Consider the following 13,840-nt stretch of genomic DNA (forward strand, 5'->3'; position numbering starts at 1 on the left):
ATGGGGCTGCGCAGCTTCTTTGACCGTATCGAGCCAAACTTTACCAAAGGTGGCAAGTACGAGAAACTCTTCCCCGTCTATGAGATGGTTGAGAGCTTTATTTACACGCCTAAAACCGTAACCACTGCGGCGCCACATGCACGGTCCTACGTGGATATGAAGCGGATCATGACCTATGTGGTCATCGCGACGATCCCGGCGATCCTGATGGCGCTTTACAATACCGGTTTTCAGGTCAATTCGGCACTCGCCGTTTTGGGAAATGAGGCCGCAACCGGTTGGCGGATTTCGCTGCTGAACGCATTGGGCATTTCACTGGATCCCTCCAGCATCTTTTCCACCATGGTTCACGGCTTCCTGTACTTCCTACCGATCTATCTGACGACCTTGGTTGTTGGTGGTATCTGGGAAGTCTTGTTCGCAACCATTCGCGGCCATGAAGTCAACGAGGGCTTCCTTGTTACCTCGATGCTGTACACGCTGATCCTGCCTGCATCGACACCGTTGTGGCAAGTTGCCTTGGGCATCTCGTTCGGCGTTGTGATCGGCAAGGAAGTCTTTGGCGGCACTGGTAAAAACTTCCTCAACCCGGCGCTGACGGGTCGCGCGTTCCTGTATTTTGCCTATCCCGCCTATATGTCCGGTGACTCGATCTGGACCCCGGTTGATGGATTTTCTGGCGCGACAGCGTTGGGTGTGACTGCTGCAGACGGCGTTCAGGCGCTTGCGGCCAAGGGCATCACCTGGATGGACGCGTTCTTGGGCTTTGTCCAAGGGTCCATGGGTGAAACATCTGCACTGGCCTGCTTTATCGGTCTGGGCTTCTTGCTGTTCACCAAGATCGCCAACTGGCGTCTGGTCATCGGCTGCCTTGCAGGAATGATCGGCTTCTCGCTGTTGCTCAACACCATCGGATCCACCACCAACCCCATGTTCGCCATGCCCTGGCATTGGCATCTGGTTCTGGGTGGCTATGCCTTTGGTCTGGTCTTTATGGTCACGGAACCTGTGTCGGCCAGCCACACCAACGTAGGCCGCTATATCTATGGCGCCCTGATCGGCGTCATGGTTGTCTTGATCCGTGTGATCAACCCGGCCTTCCCTGAGGGCATGATGCTGGCCATCCTGTTCGGTAACGTTTTTGCACCGCTGATCGACTACTTTGTCGTACAGGCAAACATCAAACGGAGAGCGCGTCGCCATGTCTGATACGCAAACCCCCAAAGGCCCTATCGGTCGCTTTCTGGCGCTGTCGCCTGACTCGGTTCCAAAGACCCTGTTTGTGGCCGTTACATTGTGCCTGTTCGCCTCAATGATCGTGTCGGTTGCAGCCGTAAGCCTGCGCCCGGTGCAAGAGGCCAACAAACTGCGCGACAAGCAGCTGAACGTTTTGCAGGTCTCCGGCGTATATGAACCCGGCATGAAAGTTGCAGATGCGTTTGCAGCATTTGAACCGCAGGTGCTGGATCTGCAAACCGGCAGCTTTACCGACCAGTTCGACGCCACCACGTTTGACGATATCGCCGCTGCCTCGGACCCCGAATTGAGCGTCGCCCTGACGGATGACCCGGCGGGCATTGGTCGCAAGGCAAACTATCGCGTGGTCTATCTGCTCAAGGATGACGCCGGTGCAATCGACAAGGTGATCCTGCCGATCCACGGCTATGGTCTCTGGTCCACGCTCTATGGCTTTATCGCTCTGGAAGAGAACGGCAACGACATCTACGGCTTGCAGTTCTATCAGCACGGCGAAACCCCCGGTCTGGGTGCTGAGGTGGACAACCCGCGCTGGAAAACACTTTGGAGCGGCAAGAAACTGCGGGATGATAACGGCGATCTCCAGATCACCGTGGCCAAATCGCAGCCCGCAGCCGGCCCCGACTATTACATCGATGCGCTGGCCGGTGCCACGCTGACCACCGTGGGCGTTAACAATCTGGTGAATTTCTGGATGGGTGATCAAGGTTACGCACCCTTCCTGGCCAAGCTTAAAGCAGGAGAGATCTGATGAGCCAGACCAAGAAGGAAATGCTGATCGACCCATTGGTCGACAACAACCCGATCACTTTGCAGGTGTTGGGCATCTGCTCGGCCCTCGCCGTTACCTCTTCGTTGCAAGTGGCCTTTGTTATGGCCTTGGCCGTGACATTTGTGACCGCTTTCTCGTCGTTCTTCATCTCGATCCTGCGCAACCAGATCCCCGGCTCGATCCGGATTATCGTTCAGATGGTCATCATCGCGTCTTTGGTGATCTTGGTGGATCAGATCTTGAAGGCATATGCGTTTGAGATTTCTAAGACCCTGTCGGTCTTTGTTGGCCTGATCATCACCAACTGTATCGTGATGGGCCGCGCCGAAGCTTTTGCCATGAAAAACCCGCCAGTCGCGTCGTTCATCGACGGTATCGGCAACGGCATGGGCTATGGCCTGATCCTGCTGCTGGTCGGTGTGATCCGGGAATTGTTTGGTGCGGGCTCGCTGTTCGGCATCACCATTCTGGAAACCGTGAACAACGGTGGCTGGTATGTCCCCAACGGCATGCTGCTGCTCCCCCCCTCTGCGTTCTTCATCATTGGCCTGCTCATCTGGGCATTCCGGACCTGGAAACCTAATCAGGTCGAAGAGCGTGAATATAAAATCCAATCGGTGGAGGCTCACTGATGGAAGGGCTTATCGCGCTGGCCGTAAAGGCCATCTTTGTTGAAAACCTGGCACTGTCGTTCTTTCTAGGCATGTGTACCTTTATCGCGGTCTCGAAAAAGATCGGCACCGCGTTGGGTCTGGGTATTTCGGTCATGGTCGTTCAGGCCATCACCGTCCCTGCCAACAACCTGCTGCTCACGTATCTGCTGAAACCGGGTGCGCTGGCCTGGGCTGGTTTCCCGGATGTGGATCTGACCTTTCTTGGTTTGATTTCCTACATTGGTGTGATCGCTGCGATGGTTCAGATCCTCGAGATGATCCTCGATAAGTTCTTTCCACCGCTCTACAACGCGCTGGGGATTTTCCTGCCGCTGATCACAGTGAACTGCGCCATCTTGGGTGGCTCGCTGTTCATGGTGGAACGTGATTACAACTTTGCCGAAGCAACCACATATGGCCTGTCTTCCGGCTTTGGTTGGGCACTGGCGATCACCGCCATGGCGGGTGTTCGTGAAAAGCTGAAGTATTCGGATGTGCCGGACGGCCTTCAGGGTCTTGGCATCACCTTCATCACTGCAGGACTGATGGCGATGGCCTTCATGTCTTTCAGCGGCGTGAAACTGTAAGGGGGCGCTAGAACATGGAAACCTTTACACTTGGTGTTATCCTTTTCACTCTGATCGTTCTTGGACTTGTCAGCATCATTCTGATGGCCCGTTCGCGTCTGGTTTCGACCGGTGACGTGACAATCACCATCAACGGCGAAAAAGAAATCACCGTTCCAGCAGGTGGCAAATTGCTGCAAACGCTGGCGGCTGAAAAACTGTTCGTTCCTTCCGCTTGCGGTGGCGGCGGCACGTGCGCCCAATGTCGGGTCAAAGTGCATTCGGGTGGCGGGTCGATCCTGCCAACTGAGGAAAGCCACATCACCAAACGCGAAGCGTCTTGCGGCGATCGCTTGTCTTGTCAGGTTGCCGTCAAGCAAGACATGAACATCGAAGTCCCCGAAGAGGTCTTTGGCGTCAAGAAATGGGAATGCACCGTTCGCTCAAACGAAAACGTTGCAACCTTTATCAAGGCCCTGACGTTGGACTTGCCCGAAGGCGAAGATGTGAATTTCCGCGCCGGTGGCTACATCCAGATCGAAGCCCCGGCACATGCTCTGAAATACACAGAGTTCGATGTGGAAGAAGAGTATCGCGGCGATTGGGATCACTTCAATCTCTGGCAGTACGAAAGCGTTGTTCCAGAACCGATCGAGCGCGCCTATTCGATGGCGAATTATCCAGACGAACGCGGTATGATCATGCTGAACGTTCGGGTTGCATCGCCTCCTCCCGGCTCCTCTGGAATTCCAGCGGGTCAGATGTCGTCGTACATCTTTAACCTGAAACCAGGTGACAAGGTGACCATCTCGGGTCCGTTCGGCGAATTCTTTGCCCGCGACACCCAAAAAGAGATGGTGTTTGTCGGCGGTGGTGCCGGTATGGCGCCAATGCGCAGCCACATCTTTGACCAGCTCAAGCGCTTGAACTCTGATCGTAAGATCAGCTTCTGGTATGGCGCCCGGTCCAAGAAAGAGATGTTCTTTGTCGAAGACTTTGACACTCTGGCAGCCGAGAACGCCAACTTTGACTGGCACGTTGCCCTGTCTGACCCGCAGCCCGGCGATGATTGGGATGGCTACACCGGCTTCATTCACAATGTTCTGTTCGAAGAGTTCCTAAAGAATCACCCGGCCCCAGAAGATTGTGAATTCTACATGTGTGGTCCGCCCATCATGAACCAGTCTGTGATCAACATGCTGGTCGACCTTGGGGTAGATCGCGAAGACATCATGCTCGATGACTTTGGTGGATAAATAGAAAAAACCGGCGCCTCAGAGCGCCGGTTTTCATTTGGTGGATCAAATAACGACCGTTTAGCCGACGATCATCTGCTTCATGCGCAGGGCTTCGTATTCCAGTTCTTTCAGGCGGAAGTTCACAACATCACCGATGGTAATCATTCCGCACAAACGTCCCTCGGACAAAACAGGCATGTGCCGGAACCGTCCTTCGGTCATGCGTTTCAAAACATCCGTCAGCGTGTCATCCGGCGTGCAGGTCACAACATCCTTGGTCATCAGATCTTCAACTGACTGCGGCAAGGTCTGTCCCGGCGTATCGGCCATGCGGCGCACAATGTCGCGCTCTGAAAGAATGCCCTGCATCACGCCGCCTGCTTCGGTAACAACAACCGCACCGATGCGTTTATCCTTAAGAACGCCAACTACATCAGCAATGGTATCTCCGACGTTCACCGAAAATATAGCATCGCCTTTCCCCTCCAGTAGCTTGGACACCTTGGTTAAGGTATGAGACATGTTTGACTCTACCGATTGACTGTAAGTGGTGCGTTCCGCCTTGTCGCCCCGTGTTGGAGCTTGGTATGAGGTGGGTGCCATTCGCAGATCTCCTCCGTTTCGTTGAAATGCAGATATACCCTCATCTTAACGCCGGTTTTCGATCCGCATAGACCTCAATTTTGAAAACCCGTTCGTGGGACTGTTCAGCAAGGAAAACAACATGTTCCAAGACCTGTATCTGACCCCGCTCAGTGGCTCGATTATCCTGTTCATTGTCGTGGTTAGCGGCCATCTCTATCGGCAGAATTGGAAATCGGAAAAGCCCAACACCCGGCTGCGGGCTTGGGCCTATGGCCTGCCTGCCGCGATAGGCCTTATGGCACTGGCGTTTCTGCCGTTGAAATACTGACGTCAAATTGACTCTGACCGCCTGCGGTGGCATACGCCAGCAACGCCTAAATCCGGAGATCCAACCGATGCCCAAATGGTTGCTGCTGGCCCTGCCCCTGTTCATGTCAGGCTGCCTTTTCGATGAAGACCCCGAAGTGCTGCGCCTGTCGGGCAAGACGATGGGCACCACCTATAACATCACAGCGATCGGCGTGGATCTTGCGGATGACGAGATCGCCGCAGCGGTCGAAACATCGCTTGCCGGTGTGAACGCCAAGATGTCGAACTGGGATCCTAAATCCGAAGTGTCGACGTTTTCCGCATCCCCCAATACAGATCCAACTCCCGTTTCGGCGGAATTTGTAACTGTGATGACCGCGGCAAACACGGTGCATGATCAAAGCGGTGGCAAGTTCGACGTCACCCTCGGCCCGCTTATCGAACTCTGGGGTTTTGGTCCCCGCAAACCCGAAGACCCGATTCCGTCAGATGCAGATATCAACGCTGCGCTGACCGCCGTAAGCCAATCCAAACTGCTGACATTGGACACAGATAAAGGCACGCTCGGCAAATCTGCGGCAGGGGTCGGTATTAACCTATCCGCCATCGCCAAAGGGTATGGCGTGGATGCCGTGGCTGAAACCTTGGTCGGTTTTGGTGTCGAAAACTATATGGTCGAAATCGGCGGCGATCTGGTGACCAAAGGCCAAAACGATAAAGGCGAAGATTGGCGTATCGGCATCGAAAAGCCCGACGCAGCCGCCCAAACCGTGCAACTGATCGTACCGGTCAGCGATTTTGGCCTCGCGACGTCGGGGGACTATCGGAACTTCTTTGAACAGGATGGCATACGCTATTCCCATATTATCGACCCGACCACCGGACGCCCCATCACCCATCGCACCACTTCGGTCACAGTTGTGACCGATAACGCAATGATGGCAGACGCATGGGCAACCGCAATGCTGGTTCTGGGGAAGGAAAATGGGCTGAAAGTGGCCGAAGCCAATGAACTTGCCGTGTTCTTCATCTCTAGGGATGGGCAAACCGGGTCCGAATCCTATACCACAGCGCAGAGCAGTGCGTTCACCAAACTGCTCGGTGAATAAGTCACGAGATCAAAGCGAGACCGCGATATGGCAACTTTCTTTCTGGCCTTCTTTATTTTGGCCCTCGTCATGATTGGCATGTCCCTTGGCGTCATGCTGATGGGAAAAACCATCAAAGGCAGCTGCGGTGGGTTGAATGCGATTTCCGGCGCGGACAAATGCGTGGTCTGCTCCAAAGACGTTGATCCGGACAGCCCCCTTCGCGACAAGCTGCAATGCCGTCGCGCGCGTCAAATGGTCGAACAGATGAATGCCGATCAGACAAGCTGAACGCAAAAAAGACCAAGCCTCTCCGTAACGTTACCCCAATTCAAAGCATTTTTATTGCTTCTATAACAAATCCCAAATTGCTTCTTGGCGGTTACCGCCTTTAGGATGAATTGAAAATTGTTTAAGGGGTATTGTTTTGATTTGGTATGATGAGACCGCGGCGCGCCGCGAAGAGAGATTTGCGATTTGGGACAAGCGTGTAGAACAAGATGGCACGCCGCAAGCCATCCCACAAAAATACGCCCGTGAGTTGCAATCCAAGATTGCCGGCAAAGTCGTGCTTCCCGGGGATCCGGATTACAATACTGACCGTATGGTCTTTAATCCTCGCTTTTCCGCCTTCCCCCAAGCGATTGTCTACTGCGTCAGCCCTGCCGACGTTGCCGAATGTCTGAATGTGTCCCGAGCGCTTGATTTGCCCGTGGTTGTTCGGTCCGGCGGTCACAGCACAGCTGGATTTTCATCGCAAAGTGGGTTCTTGATTGATGTCAGCGAACTGAACGATGTTGGCATTTATCCCGAATCGGAATGTGCTTGGGTTGGTCCCGGGACAACGTTTGGGAAATTCAACAAACACCTGCAGGCTTATGGATACCACACACCCGGCGGCGCCTGCCCCACAGTCTGTGTTGGTGGGTACATGCAGGGTGGCGGATACGGGTTCACCGCTCGTATTTTTGGCATGAACTGTGACCAGGTAGAAGCGGTGCGCGTCATGCTGTCAGACGGGCGCATCGTTTACGCAGATTCGGAATGGAACACCGACCTTTACTGGGCGGTTCGGGGCGGCACCGGCAGCAACTTTGGCGTTTTGCTGGCGGTCAAATACAAGATCTATCCGCTCAACAGCTTTGCTGGGTTTTCGATCTGCTGGTCCATGGCCGGCGCAGAAGGTGAAACCCAAACGGCCAATGCTTTGGCATGGTTGCAAGCCAATTTCATGCGCACTGGCGCCCCTGATCAGTTGGGCTATCAGATGATCTGGGCCTATCAAGGCGCAGAAGGGACAGCCAAAGAGCCTATGCTGTTGATGCGTGGCATGTACAACGGATCAACCGAAGACATGCGCAGCGTAATTCAACCAGTGTTGGATCAGCCTGGTGCGGTCCTGCAAACAGTTTATGACCCGATGCCCTATGAGGCTTTGAACGAAGCCCTGTTAAGCAAACCCTATGAGATCCCTGAATTCCCCAAGAATTTCCCCTTCCCTCCGCGCGAAGCCAAGCTGAGCAGATACTTGGATCAGCTGCTTACGGCGGACGACTGGCTTAAGCTGGTGCAGTATTACGTCAGCACACCAAACCAGACGGCAATCGCTGCGATGGAAATTTACGGCGGGGCGATTGCCACACCAGAACGCACAAACGCGTTTATCCATCGCGATGTGTACTGCGATATCTTCTTTGATGTTTTCTGGGCAACGGAGGCAGACAAAGACCAGATGTTGGCGTTTTCCCAAGGCTGGGCAGATACCATTGCCCCCTACTGGGGTGGGCGTGTCTATCAAAACTATCCTTCACCGGATAATCCTGATTTTGGCGAAAACTACTGGGGTAGCTATTATCCCGTTTTGCGGTTCATCAAATCCAAATATGATCCGTTGAACCTGTTCCGCTATCCCCAAAGCATTGCCCCAACTGACCGTCTAGACGAAGACATGGGTGTATATGGATTGGATAAACCCATTCAACACGCCCATCGGTCCTGATCCATGGGAGCAGGATCGATCAATGCTGCAGGCATTGTGGCCTGGCTTGCCGATCTGGATTTGGAGCACTACGCACCCGCGTTTATTGAGGCAGACATCGATACAGATGTTCTGCCTCATCTCACGGATGCGGATCTTAAGGAACTCGGCGTTACCTCGCTTGGACACAGGCGCAAGATCATGGCCGCCTCTGCCCCATCCGTTCCCGAAACGCAGGTCGAAGATCCAATCGGAGAGCGGCTCTACCTGACGGTTGTGTTTTGCGACCTTGTCAATTCGACACGGCTTGCCTTTGAGCAAGGCGCGGAACGTTTTAGCGAGCTGTTGTCTGATTTCTATCAGGGGGTCGAACAGGCCGTGACGCCCTATGGCGGGCACATTGCCCAATATCATGGCGATGGCGTTCTGGTTTATTTTGGTTACCCAGACCCGTTGGAAGATGCCGCGCCCCGCGGGGTTGAATCCGCCTGTTCGATTATCTCGTCGGTAACCAAGCTCCACACCCCAGATGGTGAACCACTTGCCGTGCGGATCGGAGTCGCCAGCGGGCCCGTCGTTGTGAATGATCAGCACCCGGAATTGGTTTCCAATTCCGGTCGTGCCTACGGGGTGGTTGTCAATCTGGCAGCGCGACTTCAGGCCGAAGCGGATTCCAACAGCGTCGTGTTATCTGACACCACTGCGACCCTATTGGGGGACCAGTTTGAATTGCGCCCTCTGGGGCTCAGGCTGCTCAAAGGCATCGAAACCCCTTGCCGCCTGTATCAAGTCAGGGATCAGAAAGCCCCCGACACATCGCGCCAACTCCCTTGGATGACAAGCAATGGCGCCTTTATCAATCACGACGATGAGCTCAAAAAGCTTTCTGAGCAATGGATCAAAGTTCAAAATGGTGGCTTTGCGCTAACCACTGTTGCAGGTGAACACGGCATCGGAAAATCCCGCATGATTTCCGAATTCCTAAAACAACATCATCTCGGTCAAGGCGCAGCGCGCCGAATTTTGTGCCAACCACAGGGCAGCCACATCCCTTTTTACACCTTCCGCCAACTCTTGGCACAGGATCAAGAAGCGGGACAGAACCAAGCATCTGAAATTCTATTGGCCTTGGATGAAATCGCAATCAGCCCACAGGCAGAGCGTCATCAACGCCGGGCCCGTGTTATTTCTAATCTGGTCGACTATCTCACCGGCCTTGAAACCAAACCTCGTGTTCTGTGGGTCGATGATCTGCATTGGGCGGACCCCTCCACGTTAGAGGTGTTGCGCACGCTCGCCTTATCTTCGCCAACCGGGTTGATGTTGATCATCAGCGCCCGAGATACCGGAATGGATCGTCAGTATTCTACCGTGCAAAACGCGATCTCCATCGTTCTTGTTCCCTTGGATGACCACCACACACATGCAATCGTCCAAGACTTTTTGGGCAACATTCCCGGTGGCGATCAGTTCATAGATGCTTTGGTACAAAGAGCCGAAGGCATGCCCATCTTTGCCGAAGAGCTCAGCCGTGAAATCCGCGCCCAGCTGAGCGAAACCGATCGACATGACGGATCCGTCGAACCAGAGCAGGCCATTCCGTCCAGCTTGCAGCAAAGTCTTCAGGCTCGCATTCGCCGCTTGAAAGCTGCACGGCCCTTGATGCGGCTTGCGGCCGTTTGTGGACGCGAAAGCCCGGTGCCGTTGTTGCGCGATCTTTGGTCTGGCCCCGATAGAATTGAAACCGCTCTGAACGAGTTGGTGGATTCTGGCCTTGCTGATTTGCAAATCGGTGTTGGGCCAGATCAAGAAAATTGTCTGATCATTCGTCATCAGATGCTGTTGGATTGTGCCTACGATACCATCCTGTCGCGCGACCGGATCGTTTTGCACAACGATGTTATTGCCGCAATGGAACAGCGCGCAAATCAAGGACGCGACTTAGAGCCGTCGGTAATGGCAAACCAACTCGAACGCGCGCAACGCCCACAAGAAGCCGCAACACAATGGGTTCAAGCTGGTCGAAACGCCGCCTTACAATCAGCGGACGCCGAAGCGGTTGCCCTCTATCGACGAGCATTGTCACTGATCCCATCCATTCCAAAAGATCAAAAAAACTGGACAAAACAGTTCGAAGCCGACACGCTTTTGGCGCTTTATCCCGCTGTGATTGGGGCCGAAGGATACCGTTCCGCAGACATCTCGGTCATGAACAGAATCCGCGGGCTGATCACACAAACGGGCGGTGAACAGCGTGTGTTTTCATCAATGTTCTTTCGGTGGATCGACATTCTGGCCCACGGCGACATTGACGTCGGGCACGACTTTGCCTTGAATTTATCTGACATTGCGAACCAAGAACCCACCGGCCTGCATCAAATGCTTTTGCACCGGATGGTGGGCACGACCCACATGTTAAGAGGCGAGTTTGACAACGCTCTTTGGCATCTTGACCGGTTCATTTCCAATTACAGGGCTGACATTCACGCCGATCTGATGCGCCCCTTTGGGGCCACGGACAACCACGCTACCGTGATGTCCTGTTTTTCAGCCATTCGCGCAATTACCGGCACGCAAGACGAGGCGACCCGCGCCATTGATGCGGCATTGCTGGCAGCCGAACAAACCGGATTGGCCCATACCATGTGCCACACGCTTACGTTCGGAGCGGCTTTGCCGTCAGCGTTGCGTCGAGACTGGGATGCCGTATCTAATTTCCGAGATCGCCTCCATAAGATTTCCTCTGAACGTGATCTCGCGTTTTGGGCAATTTTCGACCGGATGCTGACCGGTTTCTTGGAAATCGCCGAAGGCACGCACAAACCGGGGTTCGCTAAAAGCGAAGAATGTTTCAACACGCTCAGGGACAACGATTTCCTGTTTCTGTTTCCGACTTTCCGGACAGCCCGAGCCCTTGCTGAGCTGGAAACACCTGATGGCCCGACCGAGGATTTAGCGGCTTTAGAGCAAACCCTTTCATTGGGCGAACGCTGGATGCTGGTGTATTTTAAAGAACTGCGCGAGCAAACCCTATAGCTTTCCCAACAACAGATCGAGATCCAGAAACGTGATCCTGCGCCGTTCGGTTTTGATCGCGCCTTCTGCAGACAGGCGCGCCATCACACGGCTCACAGCTTCGCGTGTTGCCCCGATGTAAGTCGCGATTGCGTCATGTGTTGGGCTTGGCTCCAACACGCCACCAGTTTTCAGTTGCTCATGATCTTGGGCCAAACGAGACAACATAACTCGGACCCGCGTATCCACATCATGCACCACCAGTTCGAATACACGCTCGGTCAGTCGCCGGTTCCGTTCCGCAAGATCAATGGTCAGGTTGTGCGCGATTTCGGATTGCCCTGCCATCCATTCGCGAAACTTCGTTGCTGACATAGAGCCGAGTTGTGTTTTATTCGCCGCTGAAACGGTAATGGACCGGGGGCGTCCATCCAGCGCTGAAAGCTCTCCGAAATAGTGACCCGCTTTGATTTCGGTATAGGTAACCTCGCGCCCTTGGTCCGACATCAGCAATCCCAGCAATCGCCCCGAAAGCACGAAATGCACATCATCCGTTTTCTCGCCCTGCTCGACCACTGTTTGACCAGGCAAGACCCAAGACAAGGAAAGATCGTTGGCGAATTTACCGACGATTTCGGCCTCTAACCCAACAAACAAAGACATCTCAGACAATGTGCTGGTTATCTGCGTCACTACAGAGTTTCCGTCCGCCACACCTATCACCTCACTCAAACCACTTACCGAGCCCCCCCTAGGGGTCCGGTTCTGACATACCCTTTGTTTGTCGCATGTAAAACGCAACAGCCAAGAGTATGCCTTCAAAACATTGTGTTATTTCAGGTTATTTAAAAAATTTTAGCAACCTTTGATTGAGATGACCAAACGGTAGCACCTCGTGAAACATAGCAAACACAGCTTGAATCACGTGGCGTCTGCCGCAACCTGATACACCACATCCCCACATTTCACCTGCCCCAAGGGGCGCTTACATAAAATCGTCCCAGTGAAAGAGGAAATCACCTCAGTCGGAGCCTCCAACGGCCGATCAAGACGGTGCACATAACCGGATACCTCGCCCTCTGAGATGTCATCGCCGATATCTTTGACAGGCTCGAACACGCCACGATCGTAGATACAAATCGTTCCAAGAGCATGCATTTCACGTGTTCTATTCTGTGGAACAGGTCCCGCCCCCGACAAAAGAGCCAGACGATGTAGAACGCGGCGCAATCCCCGCTCTGTCTGCGCCAAGATCGATGGCGTCACCGCTCCAGCGCCGCCCAGTTCGGCCATGACGGAAACGACCCAGTTTCTGTTCCCGGCGCCCATCGCTGTCCGCGCCGTTGAATTGGGCCCTCCCCCACCGGTGAAAACCCATGCATAAGGCAGGTCGAATGCGTCTTGTATCGCTTTCAACATCACGGCTTCTTGTTGTGTATAACCCTGTCCCCGGAGCAAAGTCGGGGGATAAAACAAAGACGTGCCCCCAGAATGAAGATCGATAAGATAGTCACATCGGGGGAGCAAATAACGCTCAATATAGTCCGCAATCATTTGTGTCGGCGTGCCAGTCGGATCACCGGGGAAAGCCCGATTGAGATTGCCCCCATCAATTGGTGACGAACGTAGCCCGGCCTCGGCCGCCGGGAAATTGGTCATGCTCAGCACAATGATTTGACCCCTGATTTGATTTGGTGCCAGTGACCGTACCAATTTGCTGAGCGCAATCTGCCCCTCGTATTCATCCCCGTGAACACCAGCCAACAACAACACAACCGGCCCCGCGCCATTTCGAATGGACGCGATGGGAACAGGGATCCACCCATAGGCACTGTCGTGGACAGAATGGGGTACGCGCAAAAAACCTGCGTGCTTGCCCATCGCATCAAGATCAACCTCTGAGGAAATCAAAGTTTCAGCCAAATCACCTCTCCCTTTTACTTGACCCTATAATTCACCCTGACTCGAGAAAATCCCCTAAGATGTCGCAAACGCGTTTGAATTCAAACCGACATCTGGTCAGAGAAATAAGCGAGGTTTCAGATCTGACTGCGTCGGAAAAGATTCACCACCGCATCGGAAAAGATTCATCCAACTTGGAGAGATTACGTGATCCGCCTTCTTGACGTAGACCACCCGAATGATGAAACCATAGGGCAACTCGGCTTGAACCGTGCGGCTCCTTTGACCCAAATGGGGTGGACCGTTTTCAGAGAAAGAGACCAACAATCAAACGGGCAATCCAAAGTTTAGGTTTGGATAAGCCCCCCTATTCCGTTTTAACCAGAGACAAGTAGACGCTAAATTTGACGCTGCTCTGGCCATATTCGAACAGTTCAACAGAAAGGACACCCTATGATGAGAACGCGCGCTGCTGTT

General features: G+C 53.8%; 13 protein-coding genes. 10 read left to right on the forward strand and 3 right to left on the reverse strand.

Features of this window, described 5'->3' with window-relative positions; genetic code table 11:
- The 5 genes from ABWV33_RS17970 to nqrF are packed head-to-tail and all read left to right on the forward strand — an operon-like array spanning position 1 to position 4,504.
- Positions 1–1,209, forward strand: a complete 1,209-nt coding sequence (locus tag ABWV33_RS17970) for an NADH:ubiquinone reductase (Na(+)-transporting) subunit B (protein ID WP_121998886.1) — start codon at positions 1–3, stop codon at positions 1,207–1,209.
- Positions 1,202–2,008, forward strand: a complete 807-nt coding sequence (locus tag ABWV33_RS17975) for a Na(+)-translocating NADH-quinone reductase subunit C (RefSeq protein ID WP_113822018.1) — start codon at positions 1,202–1,204, stop codon at positions 2,006–2,008. The genes ABWV33_RS17970 and ABWV33_RS17975 overlap by 8 nt, the downstream gene beginning before the upstream one ends.
- A complete protein-coding gene (locus ABWV33_RS17980) occupies positions 2,008–2,661 on the forward strand; it encodes an NADH:ubiquinone reductase (Na(+)-transporting) subunit D (RefSeq protein ID WP_113822017.1) in 654 nt (217 codons plus the stop codon). The genes ABWV33_RS17975 and ABWV33_RS17980 overlap by 1 nt, the downstream gene beginning before the upstream one ends.
- Positions 2,661–3,269 carry an NADH:ubiquinone reductase (Na(+)-transporting) subunit E gene (nqrE, locus tag ABWV33_RS17985; protein ID WP_113822016.1) on the forward strand — a complete coding sequence of 203 codons (609 nt, stop codon included), beginning with the start codon at positions 2,661–2,663 and terminating at the stop codon, positions 3,267–3,269. The genes ABWV33_RS17980 and nqrE overlap by 1 nt, the downstream gene beginning before the upstream one ends.
- A gap of 14 nt (positions 3,270–3,283) precedes the next feature.
- Complete coding sequence (gene nqrF / locus ABWV33_RS17990; protein ID WP_113822015.1) at positions 3,284–4,504, forward strand: NADH:ubiquinone reductase (Na(+)-transporting) subunit F; 1,221 nt, start codon at positions 3,284–3,286, stop codon at positions 4,502–4,504.
- 60 nt (positions 4,505–4,564) lie between these two features.
- Here nqrF and ABWV33_RS17995 read toward each other — a convergent pair whose 3' ends face one another.
- The gene (locus ABWV33_RS17995) at positions 4,565–5,089 is read right to left on the reverse strand and encodes a CBS domain-containing protein (RefSeq protein ID WP_113822014.1); all 525 of its coding nucleotides are present in this window, start codon (positions 5,087–5,089) and stop codon (positions 4,565–4,567) included.
- Between the two features lie 121 nt (positions 5,090–5,210).
- Here ABWV33_RS17995 and ABWV33_RS18000 point away from each other — a divergent pair, with 121 nt between their 5' ends.
- From ABWV33_RS18000 to ABWV33_RS18020, 5 genes are all read left to right on the forward strand, one after another.
- Complete coding sequence (locus ABWV33_RS18000) at positions 5,211–5,399, forward strand: hypothetical protein (RefSeq protein ID WP_113822013.1); 189 nt, start codon at positions 5,211–5,213, stop codon at positions 5,397–5,399.
- Between the two features lie 67 nt (positions 5,400–5,466).
- Positions 5,467–6,489 (forward strand): FAD:protein FMN transferase, encoded by a 1,023-nt coding sequence (locus tag ABWV33_RS18005; protein ID WP_353332721.1) that lies wholly within the window; start codon positions 5,467–5,469, stop codon positions 6,487–6,489.
- Positions 6,490–6,516: 27 nt separating this feature from the next.
- On the forward strand, positions 6,517–6,759 hold the full coding sequence (gene nqrM / locus ABWV33_RS18010; protein ID WP_113822011.1) for a (Na+)-NQR maturation NqrM: 243 nt from the start codon (positions 6,517–6,519) through the stop codon (positions 6,757–6,759).
- Between the two features lie 136 nt (positions 6,760–6,895).
- Positions 6,896–8,467: an FAD-binding oxidoreductase gene (locus tag ABWV33_RS18015; protein WP_353332723.1), complete on the forward strand. Its 1,572-nt coding sequence runs from the start codon at positions 6,896–6,898 to the stop codon at positions 8,465–8,467.
- Between the two features lie 3 nt (positions 8,468–8,470).
- Positions 8,471–11,482, forward strand: a complete 3,012-nt coding sequence (locus ABWV33_RS18020) for an adenylate/guanylate cyclase domain-containing protein (RefSeq protein WP_353332725.1) — start codon at positions 8,471–8,473, stop codon at positions 11,480–11,482.
- Here ABWV33_RS18020 and ABWV33_RS18025 read toward each other — a convergent pair.
- Together ABWV33_RS18025 and ABWV33_RS18030 are read right to left on the reverse strand one after the other, a co-directional pair.
- Positions 11,477–12,154: a Crp/Fnr family transcriptional regulator gene (locus ABWV33_RS18025; protein ID WP_258547016.1), complete on the reverse strand. Its 678-nt coding sequence runs from the start codon at positions 12,152–12,154 to the stop codon at positions 11,477–11,479. The genes ABWV33_RS18020 and ABWV33_RS18025 overlap by 6 nt on opposite strands.
- A gap of 228 nt (positions 12,155–12,382) precedes the next feature.
- Positions 12,383–13,384 (reverse strand): succinylglutamate desuccinylase/aspartoacylase family protein, encoded by a 1,002-nt coding sequence (locus ABWV33_RS18030; RefSeq protein WP_353332727.1) that lies wholly within the window; start codon positions 13,382–13,384, stop codon positions 12,383–12,385.
- Positions 13,385–13,840: the final 456 nt, after the last annotated feature.

Source organism: Phaeobacter sp. NW0010-22, assembly GCF_040365955.1.
In the GTDB taxonomy this organism is placed as follows: domain Bacteria; phylum Pseudomonadota; class Alphaproteobacteria; order Rhodobacterales; family Rhodobacteraceae; genus OMPR01.

Bases quoted from the DNA above. Each gene is read 5' to 3' on its own strand.
- ABWV33_RS17970 (WP_121998886.1), top strand. From the start codon at position 1: ATGGGGCTGCGCAGCTTCTTTGACCGTATCGAGCCAAACTTTACCAAA.
- ABWV33_RS18020 (WP_353332725.1), top strand. From the start codon at position 8,471: ATGGGAGCAGGATCGATCAATGCTGCAGGCATTGTGGCCTGGCTTGCC.
- nqrM (WP_113822011.1), top strand. From the start codon at position 6,517: ATGGCAACTTTCTTTCTGGCCTTCTTTATTTTGGCCCTCGTCATGATT.
- nqrF (WP_113822015.1), top strand. From the start codon at position 3,284: ATGGAAACCTTTACACTTGGTGTTATCCTTTTCACTCTGATCGTTCTT.
- ABWV33_RS18005 (WP_353332721.1), top strand. From the start codon at position 5,467: ATGCCCAAATGGTTGCTGCTGGCCCTGCCCCTGTTCATGTCAGGCTGC.
- ABWV33_RS18000 (WP_113822013.1), top strand. From the start codon at position 5,211: ATGTTCCAAGACCTGTATCTGACCCCGCTCAGTGGCTCGATTATCCTG.
- nqrE (WP_113822016.1), top strand. From the start codon at position 2,661: ATGGAAGGGCTTATCGCGCTGGCCGTAAAGGCCATCTTTGTTGAAAAC.
- ABWV33_RS17975 (WP_113822018.1), top strand. From the start codon at position 1,202: ATGTCTGATACGCAAACCCCCAAAGGCCCTATCGGTCGCTTTCTGGCG.
- ABWV33_RS17995 (WP_113822014.1), bottom strand. From the start codon at position 5,089: ATGGCACCCACCTCATACCAAGCTCCAACACGGGGCGACAAGGCGGAA.
- ABWV33_RS17980 (WP_113822017.1), top strand. From the start codon at position 2,008: ATGAGCCAGACCAAGAAGGAAATGCTGATCGACCCATTGGTCGACAAC.